This window comes from Streptomyces sp. R41 (genome assembly GCF_041053055.1).
Lineage (GTDB): Bacteria > Actinomycetota > Actinomycetes > Streptomycetales > Streptomycetaceae > Streptomyces.
Genome location: NZ_CP163443.1, coordinates 6915994 through 6932242 on the forward strand (window position 1 = coordinate 6915994; position 16249 = coordinate 6932242).

Sequence of the window (16249 nt, forward strand, 5' to 3'; positions counted from 1 at the left end):
GGGCCCCACAGGTCACGTTGACATGCGGCGAAAGTTCGTTCATATTTCTCCGCATGTCGCCTCGTCACGTCTCCGCCCGCGCCGCCATTGAGCTGGCGCTGATCGGCGTGACCGCGCTCTGCGTGGCCGACATTCACTGTCGCTGACGCCCGCCCCTGGCGAGTGCGTCGCTTTCTCCCGTGTTGTCCGTTCGCCGCCGTGTGCCGGCGTGCGGATCTCTCCCGGACTCTGCCGGTCCCTCTCGGTCGGATTTCGACGCCTGACGCCTTGGGCGAGCTCTGCGCTCTTCCGTCTCACTCTGCGTCAATCCGTCTCACCATCCGAGAGGTCGTCTTCCGATGCGTCATCCGTCCGTCATAGCGCGCCGCGTGGCCGCGGCATCCGTCAGCCTGGTCGTGGCAGCGGGCGCCGCCGCCTGCGGGCCGAAGGACAACGATGCCAAGAGCTCCGGTGGCGACGCCAAGCCGCAGAAGGGCGGCACGCTCACCGTCCTGAACGCCAACCCGCAGGAGGACTTCGACCCCGCGCGGCTCTACACCTCCGGCGGCGGAAACGTCCCGTCCCTCGTCTTCCGTACGCTCACCACGCGCAACCGCGAGAGCGGGGCCGCCGGCGCCGAGGTCGTCCCCGACCTCGCCACGGACACCGGCCGCCCGAGCAAGAACGCGACCGTGTGGACGTACACCCTGAAGAAGGGCCTCAAGTACGAGGACGGCACGCCGATCACCTCCGCCGACATCAAGTACGGCATCGAGCGCTCCTTCGCCGCCGAACTCTCCGGTGGTGCCCCCTACTTGAGGGACTGGCTGATCGGCGGCGCCGACTACCAGGGCCCGTACAAGGACAAGAAGGGCCTCGACTCGATCGAGACGCCGGACGACCTGACCATCGTCTTCCGCCTCAACAAGCCCGAGGGCGAGTTTCCGTACCTGGCCACGCAGACGCAGTTCGCGCCCGTGCCGAAGGCCAAGGACAACGGCACCAAGTACGAGGAGCACCCGATCTCGTCGGGTCCCTACAAGGTCGTCAAGAACGAGAACGACGGCGAGCGGCTGACCCTGGAACGCAACACGTACTGGTCCGCGTCGACCGACGCCGAGCGCAAGGCCTACCCGGACAAGATCGACGTACGGTCGGGTCTGGACTCGTCCGTGATCAACCAGCGGCTGTCCGCGTCTCAGGGTGCGGACGCCACCGCTGTCACGACGGACACCAACCTCGGCCCGGCCGAGCTCGCCAAGGTGACGGGTGACAAGGAGCTTGCTTCGCGCGTCGGCACCGGACACTTCGGCTACACCAACTACATCGCCTTCAACCCGAAGGTGAAGCCGTTCAACAACCCCAAGGTGCGCCAGGCGATCTCGTACGCCATCGACCGTACGTCGGTGATCAACGCGGCGGGCGGCTCGTCGCTCGCCGAGCCCGCGACGACGTACCTGCCCAACCAGAAGTCCTTCGGCTACACGCCGTACGACCTCTTCCCGGCGGGCAAGTCCGGCAACCCGGCCAAGGCCAAGGAGCTGCTGAAGGAGGCCGGTTACAAGAACGGGCTCACCATCACGCTCACGCACTCCAACGACAAGGACTTCGAGACCAGCCCGGAGATCGCGACCGCCATCCAGGACGCCCTGAAGAAGGCCGGGATCACCGTCAAGCTCCAGGGCCTGGAGATCAACGACTACAAGGACAAGATCCACAGCGTCAAGACCGAGCCGGGCTTCTTCCTCGCCCACTGGGGTGCCGACTGGCCCTCGGGCGGCCCCTTCCTGGCCCCGATCTTCGACGGCCGGCAGATCGTCAAGGACGGCGCCAACTTCAACACCGGCTTCCTCGATGACAAGTCGGTCAATGACGAGATTGACGCGATCAACAAGTTGACGAATCTTGACGAGGCCGCCAAGCGCTGGGGTGCACTGGACAAGAAGATCGGCGAGCAGGCCCTGACCGTCCCGCTGTTCCACCCCGTCTACAAGCGGCTGTACGGAAGCGCCGTCAAGAACATCGTGATCAGCGACTGGACCGGCGTTCTGGACATCTCCCAGGTCGCGGTGAAGTAGCACCGTGAGCGAGGCACTTGTCGCCTCTCAGGCCCCCGGGACGGACATGTCCGTCCCGGGGGCCTCGGGGGCTCGTCAGTTCTGGCGGCGGCTGCGTGCGCAGCGTGCCGCCCTCGTCGCGGCGGGCATCGTCGCGCTGCTCGTCCTGGTCGCGCTCGCCGCGCCGCTGTTCACGGCGATCGAAGGCCAGGACCCGACCACGTACCACCCTTCGTTGATCGACTCGGCGCGTGGCGGTGTGCCCGTCGGCTCGCTCGGCGGCATCAGCGGCGACCACTGGCTCGGCGTCGAACCGCAGACCGGGCGCGATCTGTTCGCACGGCTCGTGTACGGCGCCCGGGTCTCCCTGGGCGTCGCACTGGCGGCGACGCTGGTGCAGGTCTTCATCGGTGTCGTGGTGGGCGTCGCGGCCGCGCTCGGGAACCGATGGGTTGATCAACTGTTGAGCCGTGCCACCGACATCATCGTCGCGATGCCGCTGATGATCATGTCGCTGGCGCTGCTGGCCATCGTGCCCAGCAGCTTCCCGCGGCCCGTGCTGGTCGCGCTCGTCATCGGCCTGATCGCCTGGGGCAACATCGCGAAGATCGTGCGCGCCCAGACGCTCACCCTCAAGGGGCTCGACTACGTCTCGGCCGCCCGGCTCAGCGGCTGGGGCTCCTGGCGGATCGCCCGCCGCGAGCTGCTGCCCGGCCTTGCCGCGCCCGTCATCACCTACTCCGCGCTCCTCGTGCCGCAGAACATCAGCGTCGAGGCCGCCCTGTCGTTCCTCGGGGTCGGCGTGAAACCGCCGACGCCGTCGTGGGGGCAGATGCTCACCGCCGCCGACGTCTGGTACCAGGCGGCGCCGCAGTACCTGCTGCTGCCCGCCGGCGCGCTGTTCGTCACCGTCCTCGCCCTGACCGTCCTCGGCGACGGCGTGCGCACCGCGCTCGACCCGCGCGCGGCCTCGCGTCTGCGCGTCGGCACGGGGCGCAGGCGTGAGGCGAAGGCGGACGCGGACGCGGGGGCGAGCGCCACGACGGCGGACGCGCGCGCTGGGACCGGCGGCGCGAGCGCTGGGGCGGCCGACGCGAGCGCGACGAAGGAGGTCAAGGCGTGAACGGCTTCGGCGGCTTCGTGCTGCGCCGCGCCATCGGCACCGTGGTCACCCTGTTCGCCATCTCGGTGATCATCTACCTGGTCTTCTACGCCACCCCCGGCAACGTCGCGCAGATCACCTGCGGCCCGCGCTGCTCGCCCGTCCAGGTCCACCAGGTCGCCCAGCAACTGCACCTCGACGACCCGCTGTATCTGCGCTACTGGCACTTCCTGCAGGGCATCTTCGTCGGCCAGGACTACTCGACGGGTACGTCGGTGCAGCACTGCTCGGCGCCCTGCCTCGGCCTGTCGTACCAGACCGATCAGCAGGTCACGCAGCTGATCCTGGCGAAGCTGCCGGTCAGCCTGTCGCTGGTGTTCGGCGCGATGGTGCTGTGGCTGGTCCTCGGCGTCGGCACCGGAGTGCTCTCCGCGTGGCGGCGCGGCCGGCTGAGCGAGCGCGTGCTGACCGGCATCACGCTCGCGGGCGTGGCCACTCCCGTCTTCGTGATCGGTCTGGTGCTGATGATCGTCGTCTGCGGCCAGCTGCAACTGCTGCCCTTCCCGCAGTACGTCGACTTCACCGACGACCCCGAGCAGTGGGCCTGGAACCTGCTGCTGCCCTGGTTCTCGCTCGCCCTCATCGAGGCCGCCGCGTTCGCGCGGCTGACCAGGGCGTCGATGCTGGAGACGCTCGCCGAGGACCACATCCGGACCTTTCGCGCGTACGGCGTCGGCGAGCGGTCGATCATCGGGCGGCACGCACTGCGCGGGGCGTTCGCGCCGGTCATCGCGCTGAACGCCAACAACGTCGGCTCGGCGGTCGGCGGGGCGGTGCTCACCGAGACGCTCTTCGGACTGCCCGGTATCGGACAAGAACTGGTGCACGCGGTGAACGTCGTCGACCTGCCGGTGGTCGTCGGCATGGTCCTGGTCATCGGCTTCTTCGTGGTCCTCGCCAACGCCGTCGCGGACGTGCTGTACGCGGTGGCCGACCGACGGGTGGTGCTCGCATGAGCTTGGTGGAAGTCACCGACCTGACGGTCGGATTCGGGTCGCTGCGCGCCGTCGACGGGCTCTCGTTCCAGCTGGAGAAGGGCGCCGCGCTGGGCCTGGTCGGCGAGTCCGGCTCGGGCAAGTCGACCGTCGCGTCCGCCCTGTTGGGGCTGCACAGGGGGACGGGTGCCGCAGTCGGCGGCGCGGTGCGCGTGGCCGCCATCGACGTGCAGCGGGCGGCCGACGACGAACTGCGGCGGCTGCGCGGCGGGAAGGCCGCCATGGTCTTCCAGGACCCGCTGTCGTCCCTCGACCCCTACTACGCGGTCGGCGACCAGATCGCCGAGGTGTACCGGGTCCATGTGAAGGCGTCCCGGCGAGCTGCACGCGCGCGTGCCGTCGAGGTGCTCGACCGCGTCGGCATACCGGACGCGGCTCGTCGCGCCCGCTCGCGCCCGCACGAGTTCAGCGGCGGCATGCGCCAACGCGCCCTCATCGCCATGGCCCTGGCCTGCGAACCCGACCTGTTGATCGCCGACGAGCCGACCACCGCCCTGGACGTGACCGTCCAGGCGCAGATCCTCGACCTCCTGCACACCTTGCGGGAGGAGACCGGGATGGGCCTGCTGCTGGTCACGCACGACGTGGGGGTCGCCGCCGAGAGCGTGGACGAGATCCTCGTCATGCGCCACGGCCGCGCGGTCGAGCACGGGCCGGTAGGAACCGTTCTCGGGGCGCCCCAGGAGACGTACACGCAGGAGCTGCTGGGCGCGGTGCCGCGCGTGGACGCGTCGCGTGGGTCGGACGGTGGCGTGTCGGACGAGGTCGTCCTCGAAGCGGTCGGACTTCGGCGTGAATTCGGGCGCGGGAAGCGGCAGTTCGCGGCGGTCGACGACGTCTCTCTGGCGATTCACCGGGGCGAGACCCTCGGCATCGTGGGGGAGAGCGGCAGCGGGAAGACGACGCTGGGCCGCATGCTCGTGGGGCTCCTGGAGCCCACGACCGGCGCGGTCCGTTACGAGGGGCGCACGCAGTCCGGCGTAAGCCCCTCAGTGCAGATGGTCTTCCAGGACCCGGTCTCCTCGCTCAACCCCCGGCGCAGCGTGGGCGAGTCCATCGCCGACCCGCTGAGGGCGCGCGGTGAACGGGACGAGGAGCGCGTTCGGGGGCGCGTACGGGAACTGCTTGAGCGCGTGGGGCTTGAAGCGGATCACTATGACCGCTACCCGCACGAGTTCAGCGGCGGACAGCGCCAGCGCGTCGGCATCGCGCGAGCGCTCGCCGCCGAACCGCGCGTCATCGTGTGCGACGAGCCGGTCTCCGCGCTCGACGTCACCACGCAGGCCCAAGTGGTCTCCCTGCTCGGCGAGTTGCAGCGGGAACTGGGCCTCGCGCTGGTGTTCGTGGCGCACGATCTCGCGGTCGTACGCCAGGTCAGCGACCGGGTGGCGGTGATGCGGCGCGGGCGAATCGTCGAGTACGGGCCCGCCGACGAGGTGTACGAATCCCCGCGGGACCCGTACACCGAGCAGCTGCTGGCCGCCGTACCGGCGCTCGACCCGGAGATCGCGGCACGGCGCCGCACCGCCCGCAGGGAGCTGACCGCGGTGTGAGCGGGACGGACGGTGTGGGCGAGACGGACGGTGTGAGCGGGACGTACGCGGGGCTGAGCCTAACGAAACGTAACTGCTTGATCCCTTAGCGCGACGGAACGCGACCCGCACGGGAAAGTTACGACCGTTCACCCCTTTTGGTGGCGCGATGGACAACCGTCCGTCGCGCCACCGTCATGTCCGCATACGTTCGTCCCGCTGCGAGCTGCCGGGTCAACGGCGGCTCACCATACGGGAGATCGGGGGTGTGCTCGTGCGCATCGGACTGCTTACGGAGGGTGGCTATCCGTATGTGAGCGGTGACGCCAGACTCTGGTGCGACCGGCTCGTGCGCGGGCTCGGGCAGCACGAGTTCGACATCTACGCGCTCAGCCGCAGCGAGCGGCAGGAGGACGAGGGCTGGATCCCGTTGCCGCCCCAGGTCAGCCGGGTGCGGACGGCACCGCTGTGGACCGCCGAGGACGACATCTGGACGGGCGGCCCGAAGGGCCTCGTCGGACGGGTGGTGGCGGGCGACGGGCGGGCGTACGGGCGCCGGGCGCGTCGGCGGTTCGCGGACGCATACGGGGAACTGGCCGCGGCGATGTGCGAGGGGCCGGGTACTCCCGACGCCGACGTGACGGCACCCGGCGGGCCTGGGGCCCCCGGCGGCGCAGGGACCGCCGGCGGCTCGGCGGCTTCTGACGGTGTCGAGGCGGACCGTTTCGGCAGTGCGCTGTACGGACTTGCCGAACTCGCCCGGGACGAGGGCGGCCTGGTCGGAGCGCTGCGCTCCGAGGGCGCCGTGCGCGCGTTGGAGCGCGCCTGTCGCGCGCCGGGCGCACTTCGCGCCGCCCGCACCGCGCGCGTACCCGATCTGCTCGCCGTCGCCGCCCACGTCGAGCGCGCGCTGCGCCCCCTGTCACTGGACTGGTACGAGGACGACGGGCTCGACTCGGTCGACCTGTGCCACGCCGCGGCCGGCGGCGCGGCGGCGCTGCCCGGACTCCTCGCGCGGCACTTCTCCGGCGTTCCGCTGCTGGTGACGGAGTACGGGGTGCAGTTACGGACGCACTACCTGGCCGCCGCGACCGTCGGAGAGGCCCCCGCCGTACGGGCGCTGCTCGCAGCGTTCCACGGCAGGCTCGCCGCCGAGGTCTACCGAGCGGCCGCGCTCATCACGCCCGGCAACACGCACGCCCGCCGCTGGCAGGAACGCTGCGGCGCCGACCGAGCCAAGCTGCGCACGGTCTATCCCGGCATGGATGCGTCCCGCTTCGCGGAGGTGGGGGAGAGCGCAGAGGGCAGCAGGTGCGCCGACCCGCACACGCTGGTGTGGGTCGGCCGCATCGAACCGGCCAAGGACCTGATCTCGCTGCTGCACTCCTTCGCCGAGATCCGCAAGGAGGAACCGAAGACCCGGCTGCGGATCGTCGGCGCGCCCGCCGCCGGGCCGGAGGGCGCGACCTATCTGGCCCACTGCAAGGCGCTGGCCGCGCAACTCTTCCCCGACGAGGCGGAGGGCGTGCACGCGGTCGGCGACAACCCGGTGTCCTTCGAGGAGATCGGCGGGCCCGAGGTCCCGAGCCTCGCGGAGGCGTACGCCTCCGGAGCGGTCATCGTCCTGTCCAGCGTCGTCGAGGGCTTCCCGATCAGTCTCGTCGAGGCCATGTTCTGCGGCCGAGCCACGGTCTCCACGGACGTGGGCGCCGTCGTCGAAGTCATCGGCGGTACGGGCCTCGTCGTACCGCCACGCAATCCGCGCGCGCTTGCCGAGGCGTGCGTGGCGCTGCTGCGCGACCCCGAGCGCCGTGAGCGCCTGGGCGCCGCCGCCCGCGCACGCGCCCTCGAACTCTTCACCGTCGAGCAGAACATCGCGGCATTTCACAGCATTTACCTGGAGATCGTCTCGCACTCCCCGGTACGGCGGGTGGTCGTGGACGACGAGGGTGAACCGCTTCCCTTCGGAGTCCCGGCCGAGGCCCACGTACCCGGCCGCTGGACCGAGACCCGCCTCATGGCCGCGGGCCGACCACGCTGGGCGGCCGGGGCACCGGTGCGGGCCGCGGTTCCCCTGGTCGCCGGGGAGGGCGCGTGATGAGCGAACTCGGAGAACTGGACCGCCCAGGGAGGCCGAACAGCCCTGGCGCCTGGGACGCGCGGTCGGAGGAGTGGCTTGTGACGGGGGTCGGGGAGATGGACGTACAAGCGGAGGGGATGTCGGAGGGGGCCGACATCTCCAGTCGGCCCGGACCCCTGTCCCGAGCGGTGGGTGACGATGTGGGGGGTGTGCACGTCGGCGCGGGTGGCTCGCACGTTGGTGCGAGCGGCTCGAGCGGTGCTGATGGCTCAGGCGGTGCTGGCGGCGCAGGTGTCGCAGGTGGTCCCGGCGGTGCTGCCGGTGAGGTCCGCACTGACGGTGGCGCCCGCAGGCCCACTGTCTCCACGGCCTCCCCCGCCCCCACTAACTCTCCCTCTCCTTCTCTCTCTCCTGCTGCTCCCGGCCGTCGTGGTGCCGTGGACCCCGTGAAGGCCCTGATGCATCGGCATCGTGAGCTTTGTGAGCGGGCCGTGGACCCGTTGGAGATCGCGGCGGGTTTGGAGGCGCACGGGGTGACCGACAGGACCGCCGCTCGGTTCCGGCACCGGGACGTGTTCTCGCTCGCCGAGGAGATGTACGCGCGCGTGGCGCGCGACGGGGAGCCCGAGCCCCGCCCGGATACCCCGGGGCGCCCCGGCGCGCGCGCCGACTGGGCGGCGCTGGCCCTGGTGCCCGGTGCCCTCTGCGCGGCAGCCGTGGTGGGGCTGCGGATCACCGACGGCCAGCCGCGCCTCGCGGTCGCCGCGGTCGGTGCCCTCGCCGTGGCACTCGGCCTGCGTTTCGCCCTCCGCCGCGGCCCCCTGAGCACCGGCCATCACACGACGGGCGCCACGCGCGCGTGGACGTGCTGGCTCCTCGCGTACGCCCTCCTCGGCGACGGACTGCTGAGCGCCGGCCTCGACGGCGGCCCCGACGGCCCCTGGCCCCTGGCCACCGCACCCGTACTGGCCCTCGCCCTGGCCTGTGCCCCGGCAGCCTGGTGCGCCCACCTCTTCGCCGTACGCGCGAGTCGAAGGCTGACCGCGAGCCGCGGCCTTGAGGAGTTCGCAGCCTCGGTACAGCCCCTGCTCTTCGGGGTGTTCGGCCTGTTCCTGTGCGTTCTCGACGGGCTCCTCGCGCTGTGCGGCGCCGCGCTGGGCGAGCCCGCGGCGTACGCCGGAGCCGGTGCCCTCGGCGCCCTGCTCCTGCTGGCCCGGCTGCTCACAGCGCGAGGCTTCACACACGCCCCGGCGGTCGTGGTCGGCGCCGCGGGCGCCGCCGAGGCGACGGCCCTGGCCACGGTCTTCGCGGGCCGCCTCCCCGGCTGCTCGTTCCTGACCACCCCCGTCGAGACGGTCGTCGGCGCCTGGGGACCGGGCGCCGTACCAGCCCTGACGTGCGGTGCGGCCGCCCTCGTCCTGCTCATCCACTCGACGCGCACCCTGACCCGGGCCTCGGCCCACGCGACACCGCCGGGCGAGCCGCTGTGACGGGCCACCAGAGCGCGGACGGGCGCCCTGTGACGGCGGCCGCAAACCCCCACGCACCCGCAGTCGCCGACGCACGGAAGGGGCCGTGCCGGTACATCGAATGCCCGTTGCTCACCCCAGCCAAGTCGAGCGTGGCAGAAGCGCCCGCCCCGCAACGGGCGGATGTACCGGCACGGCCCCGCCCCACCCGCCGACGGCAGGCGCCCCGCCACGGCCGCGAAAACGCACGACGGCCGCAACTTCACAAGCCCGCAGGCGCCCCACCACGGCCGCAAGAACGCCAGACGGCCGCAACTTCACAAGACCGCAGGCGCCCCACCACGGCCGCAAGAACGCCAGACGGCCGCAACTCCACAAGACCGCAGGCGCCCCACCACGGCCGCGAAAACGCACGACGGCCGCAACTCCACAAGACCGCAGGCGCCCCACGCCGGAGGCGCCCGCACCCCACTCCCGCGGGGCCGACACCGCGGGCCCTCTCCCCGACCTACGGCATCACCTCGAAGGAGAACGCCAGATGATCACCTCCCGAACCGGAGAATCCGCCCCGGGAGCCGCCCGATGAGGGTCCTGCTGATCGGAGCCAACGGATACCTCGGCCGATTCGTCGCCGACAGACTGCTCGCCGACCCGGCCGTACAACTCACCGCGCTCGGCCGGGGCGACGACGCCGACGTACGGTTCGACCTCGCCTCGGGCAGCCCCGGCGCACTTACCCGCTTCCTCGACGCGGTGCACCCCGGAGTCGTCATCAACTGCGCGGGCGCCACCCGCGGCGGCGCCCGCGAACTGACCCGGCACAACACCGTCGCCGTCGCCACCGTCTGCGAGGCCTTGCGCCGCAGCGGCTGCGGGGCACGGCTCGTCCAGATCGGCTGCGGCGCAGAGTACGGGCCCAGCCAGCCCGGCTCCTCCACCGCAGAGGACGCCGTACCACGCCCGGGCGGCCCCTACGGCGTCAGCAAGCTCGCCGCCACCGAACTGGTCCTCGGCTCCGGCCTGGACGCCGTCGTGCTCCGCGTCTTCTCGCCCGCGGGCCCCGGCACCCCCGCCGGATCCCCGCTCGGCCGCCTCGCCGAGGCCCTGCGCCGCGCCATGCAGTCCGGCGACGGCGAACTCAAACTCGGCGGCCTCGGCGTCCAACGCGACTTCATCGACGTCCGCGATGTCGCCCGCGCCGTCCACGCCGCCTCGCTCTCCGCCGCACAAGGCGTGATCAACATCGGCTCGGGCCGTGCCGTACGCCTCCGCGACGCCGCCGCCGTCCTCGCCCGCGTGGCCGGCTACGGCGGCGCCCTGCACGAACTCGACGGCCCGCCCGGACCCATGAGGCCATCCATCGGCCACCCCCGCGGCGAACCGGACCTCGCGTCCCCGGCCGCCTACCCCTACCCCGACGGCTGCGGCAGCTGGCAGCAGGCCGACGTGCGCACCGCACGCGACCGGCTCGGCTGGCGGCCCCGGATCAACCTCGAGGAATCCCTCGCCGACATCTGGATGGAGGCGGCATGCCGTATCTGACCAGCCCCGCAACAGGCACCGCGAGCACCGACTTAGGCCTTGGCTTCGGCATCCCCGGCTATGCGCACCCCCTCGTCGCTCCCGTGGAGTGGGGCGAACTCACCCGCCCCGGTACCCCCTTGCACTGGGTCGTCCTGAACGTGGCGGGCGGCCCCGGCACGCGCCCCGACCCGCACTGCCTGGAGGCCGCCGGACGGCTGCGCAACGCGGGGGTCCGGATTCTCGGGCACCTGGACACCGCCTACGGCGCACGCAGCTTCGGCGAGCTGATCTCCGACGCCCACCGGTATCTCGCCTGGTACCGGGTCGACGGCTTCCTCCTGGACCGCTGCCCCACAGAGCGCGCCGCGCTCCCCGAGGTCCGCCGCACGGTCAGCACGCTCCGGGCGCTCCGTGACGGCGCGCACATCGTGCTGGGCCACGGCGGCCACCCGTACCCCGGGTATGCGGAGAGCGCCGACCAGTTGGTGACCTTCTCGGGCCCCTGGAGCGACTACCGCTGGTCGCAGGTGGCCGAGTGGACCGCCGACTATCCGCCCGAGCGCTTCTGCCACTTCGTACACGGTGTGCCGCGCGGCCACCTGGACGAGGCGCTGCGCATCGCCCGCTGGCAGGGCGCCTCGACGATCTACTTCACCGACCGCACGGACCACGGCGGGCGAGCCGACCCCTGGGAGACGATGCCCGGCTACTGGGACGAAATCGTCTCGCGGATCGGAACGGGTGTCTCGGAATGAAGAAGGGCGTGGCAGTGTTACGCGGAGAACAACTGTAGTGATTGACCGACCAACGGAGTCCCCGTGTCGCTGCCACCCCTGGTCGAGCCAGCTCCTGAGCTCACCGTAGACGAGGTCCGCAGGTACTCCCGCCACCTGATCATCCCCGACGTGGGCATGGACGGGCAGAAGCGGCTGAAGAACGCCAAGGTGCTCTGTGTGGGCGCCGGAGGCCTCGGATCGCCGGCGCTGATGTACCTGGCCGCCGCGGGCGTGGGCACGCTCGGCATCGTGGAGTTCGACGAGGTCGACGAGTCGAACCTGCAGCGCCAGATCATCCACAGCCAGGCGGACATCGGCCGCTCCAAGGCCGAGTCGGCGCGCGACTCCGTGCTGGGCATCAACCCGTACGTGAACGTGATCCTTCACGAAGAGCGGCTCGAAGCCGAGAACGTGATGGACATCTTCAGCCAGTACGACCTGATCGTCGACGGCACGGACAACTTCGCGACGCGCTACCTGGTCAACGACGCGTGCGTGCTTCTCAACAAGCCGTACGTGTGGGGCTCGATCTACCGCTTCGACGGCCAGGCCTCGGTCTTCTGGTCCGAGTACGGCCCCTGCTACCGCTGCCTCTACCCGGAGCCCCCGCCGCCGGGCATGGTTCCCTCCTGCGCCGAGGGCGGCGTCCTGGGCGTGCTGTGCGCGTCCATCGGCTCCATCCAGGTCACCGAGGCGATCAAGGTCCTCACCGGCACGGGCGAGCCGCTCGTCGGCCGCCTGATGATCTACGACGCCCTGGAGATGCAGTACCGCCAGGTCAAGGTCCGCAAGGACCCGAACTGCGCGGTCTGCGGCGAGAACCCCACCGTCACCGAGCTCATCGACTACGAGGCCTTCTGCGGCGTTGTGTCCGAGGAAGCTCAGGAGGCGGCCGCCGGCTCGACGATCACTCCCAAGCAGCTCAAGGAGTGGATCGACGACGGCGAGAACATCGAGATCATCGACGTCCGCGAGATCAACGAGTACGAGATCGTCTCGATCCCCGGCGCCAAGCTGATCCCGAAGAACGAGTTCCTCATGGGCACCGCCCTGGAGACCCTGCCGCAGGACAAGAAGATCGTCCTGCACTGCAAGACGGGTGTCCGCAGTGCGGAGGTCCTCGCCGTCCTGAAGTCCGCGGGCTTCTCGGACGCGGTCCATGTCGGCGGCGGCGTGATCGGCTGGGTCAACCAGATCGAGCCGGACAAGCCGGTGTACTAGGCGTACACCTTCTTCGCAGGAGGGGCTCGGCACTACTGGTGCCGGGCCCCTTTCCGTTGCCCGCGAGGCGTTGAGCGCCGTCGTCCGTCGTGCGGCGCGCCCCGTTGCCCACAGGACGACCCCCGCCGCTGTACACGGGGCAATCCGCGCGGCCTGGGGCAGGTGTCCCCGACCGGCGGGGGCCGCTACGAGGCGCAGACCTTGCCGTCCTTCGGCACTGTCCCGTCCAGCAGATAGCTGTTCACGGTCGAGTCGACGCAGTCGCTGCCACTCCCGTACGCCCCATGGCCCTCGCCCTTCCAGGTGAGTTCCACTCCGACGCCCTTGCCCAGCTCGTCGGCCATCCTGCGTGCGCCCTCGTAGGGTGTCGCCGGATCCCCGGTGTTGCCGACGACCAGGATGGGCTCGGCTCCCGGTGCGCTGGCCTCCGGGTTGTCGTACTGACCGGCCACCGGCCAGTCGTGGCACCAACCCGCCGTGTCCCAGCCCATGAAGTCCCCGAAGACGGGCGAGATCTTCTCGAACTCGGGCAGCAGCTTCTTCGTCTCCTCGGGCGTCGGCCGCTGCTTGTCGTCCAAGCACGATATGACCCGTTGTGAATGCGTCGTCGTGCCGTAGTGCCCCGCGGAGTCACGTTCGTTGTATGCGTCGGCGAGGTCCAGCAGTTGCGAACCGTCCCCGTCCTCGGCCTCCTTGAGGGCGCTGGTCAGGCGCGGCCAGCCCTCCTTGCTGTACAGCGGCAGGACGATGCCGGTGAGCGCGAGAGTCTGGGTGAGCTTGCGACCACTGGACGTCTGCAGCGGCTTGGCATCGATCCGGTTCAGCAGGTCGACGATTTTCTCGGAGCCCTGCTTCGGGGTCTGGCCCGTCGATTTGAGGTAGTCGTCCAGCGCGCGCTGGAAGCCCAGGGTCTGGTTCTTCGCGTGGCCCACCGTGTCGGCGCTCGGGTCGACGACGGCGTCCAGGATCAGACGTCCCACGTTCTTGGGGAACAAGTGGGCGTACACGCCGCCGAGTTCGGTGCCGTAGGAGATGCCGAAGTAGTGCATCTTCTGGTCGCCGAGGACTTGGCGCATCAGGTCCATGTCCCGGGCCGTGTCCGTCGTCGAGACGTGTGACAGCAGCTTTCCCTCGGCCTTCTCGCAGCCCTTGCCGAAGTCGGCGGCGTCCTTGAAGTAGGCGGCTTCCTCGGCTGCGTCGTCCGGTGTGGCGTCCACCGACTCTGCGGCCTGGATCGCCTTGTCGCTACGGCAGCGCACGCCCTCGCTGGCGGCGACGCCGCGCGGGTCCCAGCTCACCAGGTCGTACCGCTCGTGGAGCGGGCCGACGACGCTTTCGTACGCGGGCATCGTGGAGACGCCCGAGCCGCCGGGGCCGCCGAAGTTGAACAGGAGGGAGCCGATGCGCTTGCTCTGACCGCCGGTGGCCTTCGAGCGGATCAGCGCGAGGCCGATCGTCCCGCCGTCCGGCTTCGCGTAGTCCAGGGGCACCTTCAGCGTGGCGCACTGCCAGCCGCTGCCCGGAGCGGGGGAGTCCGCAGTGCCCTTGCAGCGGCCCCAGTCGAGCTTCTGCGAGGTGAGCGAGGTGGGCAGACCCGAGGCCGTGCCGGACGAAGGCGCGGTGGCCGACGGCGTATCGCTGTTCTTCCCCTCGTCCGTGCCGTCCCCTGACGAGCCGCTGCTGCAGCCGGCCACCAGCAACGCGGCGGCCGCCGCGGCTGTCCACCGTGCCAAACGTGTCATGAGCTTCCCCCTCGCCCGTGATCCGCTCGAAGTCGCGGATCACATGCAAGCCATATTAGGCGTCGGCGGTCAGCCGCCGCCGAGCCCTGTGGATAACGCTTTGACCTGCGATTTTCTATGAGCAGACGGTCCCAGCCGACGGTACGGTCCCCTCCAGCAGATAGCCGTTGACGGCGCTCTGCACGCACTTGTTCTTGCTGTCGTAGGCTCCGTGCCCCTGGCCCTTGTACGTCAGCTCGACGCCGACTCCCTTGCCCAGTGCGTCCACCATCTTCTTCGCACCCTCGTACGGTGTGGCCGGGTCGCCGGTGTTGCCGACGACGAGGATCGGCGCCGCACCGGCGGCGCTGACGTCCGGGTGGTCGGCCGCGCCCGCCACGGCCCAGTCGGTGCAGCTGACCATGCCCCAGGCCAGGTAGTCGCCGAACAGCGGCGAGGCGGCCCGGAACTCCGGAAGCTTCGACTCCACGTAGTTCGAGGTGTAACGCGGCTTGTCGTCGGCGCAGTTGATGGAGATGTTCGCCGGCACGATGTTGCTGTACTGGCCGTTCTCGCTGCGTCCGTTCATCGAGTCGGACAACAGCATGAGCACCTTGCCGTCACCTTCGTACGCCTGCTGAAGGCCCTCCGTCAGGTACTCCCAGAAGTCCTTGGAATACAGCGCCTGAGCGATGCCGTTCGTCGCGGCGGTCTGGGTGAGCTGGCGGGGGAAGACGCCGGGGATCGGCTTGCTGTCGAGGTCCTTCAGCAGTTTGGCGATGCGGTCCTTGACGTCCTGCGCGGTGTCGCCGATCGGGCAGTCCTCGGTCTTCGAGGTGCAGTCCTCGGCGAAGTTGTCGAGGGCGAGCTGGAAGCCCTTGGCCTGCCCGAGCGAGCTCTGCTCGGGGTTCTGCGTCGGGTCGACGACCGCGTCGAAGACGGCGCGTCCCACGTTCTTGGGGAACAAGTGGGCGTAGACGGCGCCCAGTTCGGTGCCGTACGAGATGCCGAAGTAATGCAGCTTGTTGTCGCCGAGCACCTGCCGCATCAGGTCCATGTCGCGGGCCGCGTCAGTCGTGCGCACGTGGGGGAGGGTCTTGCTGGAGTTCTTCTCGCAGGCCGCGTTGAACGACTTGGTGTTCTTCAAGAGCTTCTGCTGCTCGGCGGTGTCGTCCGGGGTGGCGTCCTGTTGGAAGAACTCGTCGAGCTGGCTGTCGTCCTCGCACTTCACGCCCGCGCTGCGGCCGACCCCGCGTGGGTCGAAGCTCACCAGGTCGTAGCGGGTGCGCAGCTTGGCGTAGTCCTCGCCGAAGGCGGGCAGTGTGGTGACGCCCGAGCCGCCCGGCCCGCCGAAGTTGAAGATCAGCGAGCCGATGCGCTTGCTCGGGTCGCCGCTCGTCTTCGCCCGGATCAGCGCGAGCCCGATCGTGTCGCCCTTGGGCTTGGCCCAGTCGAGGGGCACCTTCAGGGTGGCGCACTGCCACTCCGTACCGCCCGGGAGGGGAGAGGGAGCATTGCCTCCACCCTCGGACTCGGACGGTGCCGGGCACTCCTTCCAGTTCAGTTTCTGAGCTGTCAGGTCCTCCTCCTTGGAGCCGTCACTGCAACCCGTCATCAAGGAGAACAGCAGGACTGCGGTGACGGTCAGGGCAGCGGCGCGCAGCTGGGGAGGGTTCGGCATGCTCCCATCCTGCGGGCGTGCGGGGCGGGACGCTCGGGGCGCGAGCCGTGTG

12 protein-coding genes are annotated in these 16249 nt (G+C 70.4%); 10 read left to right on the forward strand and 2 right to left on the reverse strand.

The features are described 5' to 3' along the window. Positions 1 to 53 precede the first annotated feature (53 nt). From AB5J53_RS31695 to moeZ, 10 genes are all read left to right on the forward strand, one after another. Positions 54 to 146 (forward strand): Ms4533A family Cys-rich leader peptide, encoded by a 93-nt coding sequence (locus AB5J53_RS31695; protein WP_324608112.1) that lies wholly within the window; start codon positions 54 to 56, stop codon positions 144 to 146. 192 nt (positions 147 to 338) lie between these two features. Then, complete coding sequence (locus AB5J53_RS31700; protein WP_369249034.1) at positions 339 to 2057, forward strand: ABC transporter substrate-binding protein; 1719 nt, start codon at positions 339 to 341, stop codon at positions 2055 to 2057. A 4-nt stretch (positions 2058 to 2061) separates the two neighbouring features. Further along, a complete protein-coding gene (locus tag AB5J53_RS31705) occupies positions 2062 to 3159 on the forward strand; it encodes an ABC transporter permease (RefSeq protein WP_369249035.1) in 1098 nt (365 codons plus the stop codon). After that, complete coding sequence (locus AB5J53_RS31710; protein WP_369249036.1) at positions 3156 to 4154, forward strand: ABC transporter permease; 999 nt, start codon at positions 3156 to 3158, stop codon at positions 4152 to 4154. Before AB5J53_RS31705 ends, AB5J53_RS31710 begins: the two co-directional genes overlap by 4 nt. Then, positions 4151 to 5746: a dipeptide ABC transporter ATP-binding protein gene (locus AB5J53_RS31715; RefSeq protein ID WP_369249037.1), complete on the forward strand. Its 1596-nt coding sequence runs from the start codon at positions 4151 to 4153 to the stop codon at positions 5744 to 5746. Before AB5J53_RS31710 ends, AB5J53_RS31715 begins: the two co-directional genes overlap by 4 nt. A 253-nt stretch (positions 5747 to 5999) precedes the next feature. Further along, entirely contained in the window at positions 6000 to 7823 is a 1824-nt protein-coding gene (locus AB5J53_RS31720) for a DUF3492 domain-containing protein (protein ID WP_369249038.1), read from the forward strand. Continuing rightward, on the forward strand, positions 7823 to 9295 hold the full coding sequence (locus AB5J53_RS31725; protein ID WP_369249039.1) for a hypothetical protein: 1473 nt from the start codon (positions 7823 to 7825) through the stop codon (positions 9293 to 9295). Before AB5J53_RS31720 ends, AB5J53_RS31725 begins: the two co-directional genes overlap by 1 nt. Before the next feature lie 561 nt (positions 9296 to 9856). Beyond that, positions 9857 to 10816 carry an NAD-dependent epimerase/dehydratase family protein gene (locus tag AB5J53_RS31730; protein WP_369249040.1) on the forward strand — a complete coding sequence of 320 codons (960 nt, stop codon included), beginning with the start codon at positions 9857 to 9859 and terminating at the stop codon, positions 10814 to 10816. Then, complete coding sequence (locus tag AB5J53_RS31735; protein WP_369249041.1) at positions 10804 to 11553, forward strand: spherulation-specific family 4 protein; 750 nt, start codon at positions 10804 to 10806, stop codon at positions 11551 to 11553. The genes AB5J53_RS31730 and AB5J53_RS31735 overlap by 13 nt, the downstream gene beginning before the upstream one ends. A 63-nt stretch (positions 11554 to 11616) precedes the next feature. Then, complete coding sequence (moeZ, locus tag AB5J53_RS31740; protein ID WP_189189389.1) at positions 11617 to 12795, forward strand: adenylyltransferase/sulfurtransferase MoeZ; 1179 nt, start codon at positions 11617 to 11619, stop codon at positions 12793 to 12795. 185 nt (positions 12796 to 12980) lie between these two features. Here moeZ and AB5J53_RS31745 read toward each other — a convergent pair whose 3' ends face one another. Both AB5J53_RS31745 and AB5J53_RS31750 read right to left on the reverse strand, forming a co-directional pair. Next, entirely contained in the window at positions 12981 to 14537 is a 1557-nt protein-coding gene (locus tag AB5J53_RS31745) for an alpha/beta hydrolase (RefSeq protein WP_369249042.1), read from the reverse strand. A gap of 115 nt (positions 14538 to 14652) precedes the next feature. Continuing rightward, positions 14653 to 16197, reverse strand: a complete 1545-nt coding sequence (locus tag AB5J53_RS31750) for an alpha/beta hydrolase (RefSeq protein ID WP_369249043.1) — start codon at positions 16195 to 16197, stop codon at positions 14653 to 14655. Positions 16198 to 16249: the final 52 nt, after the last annotated feature.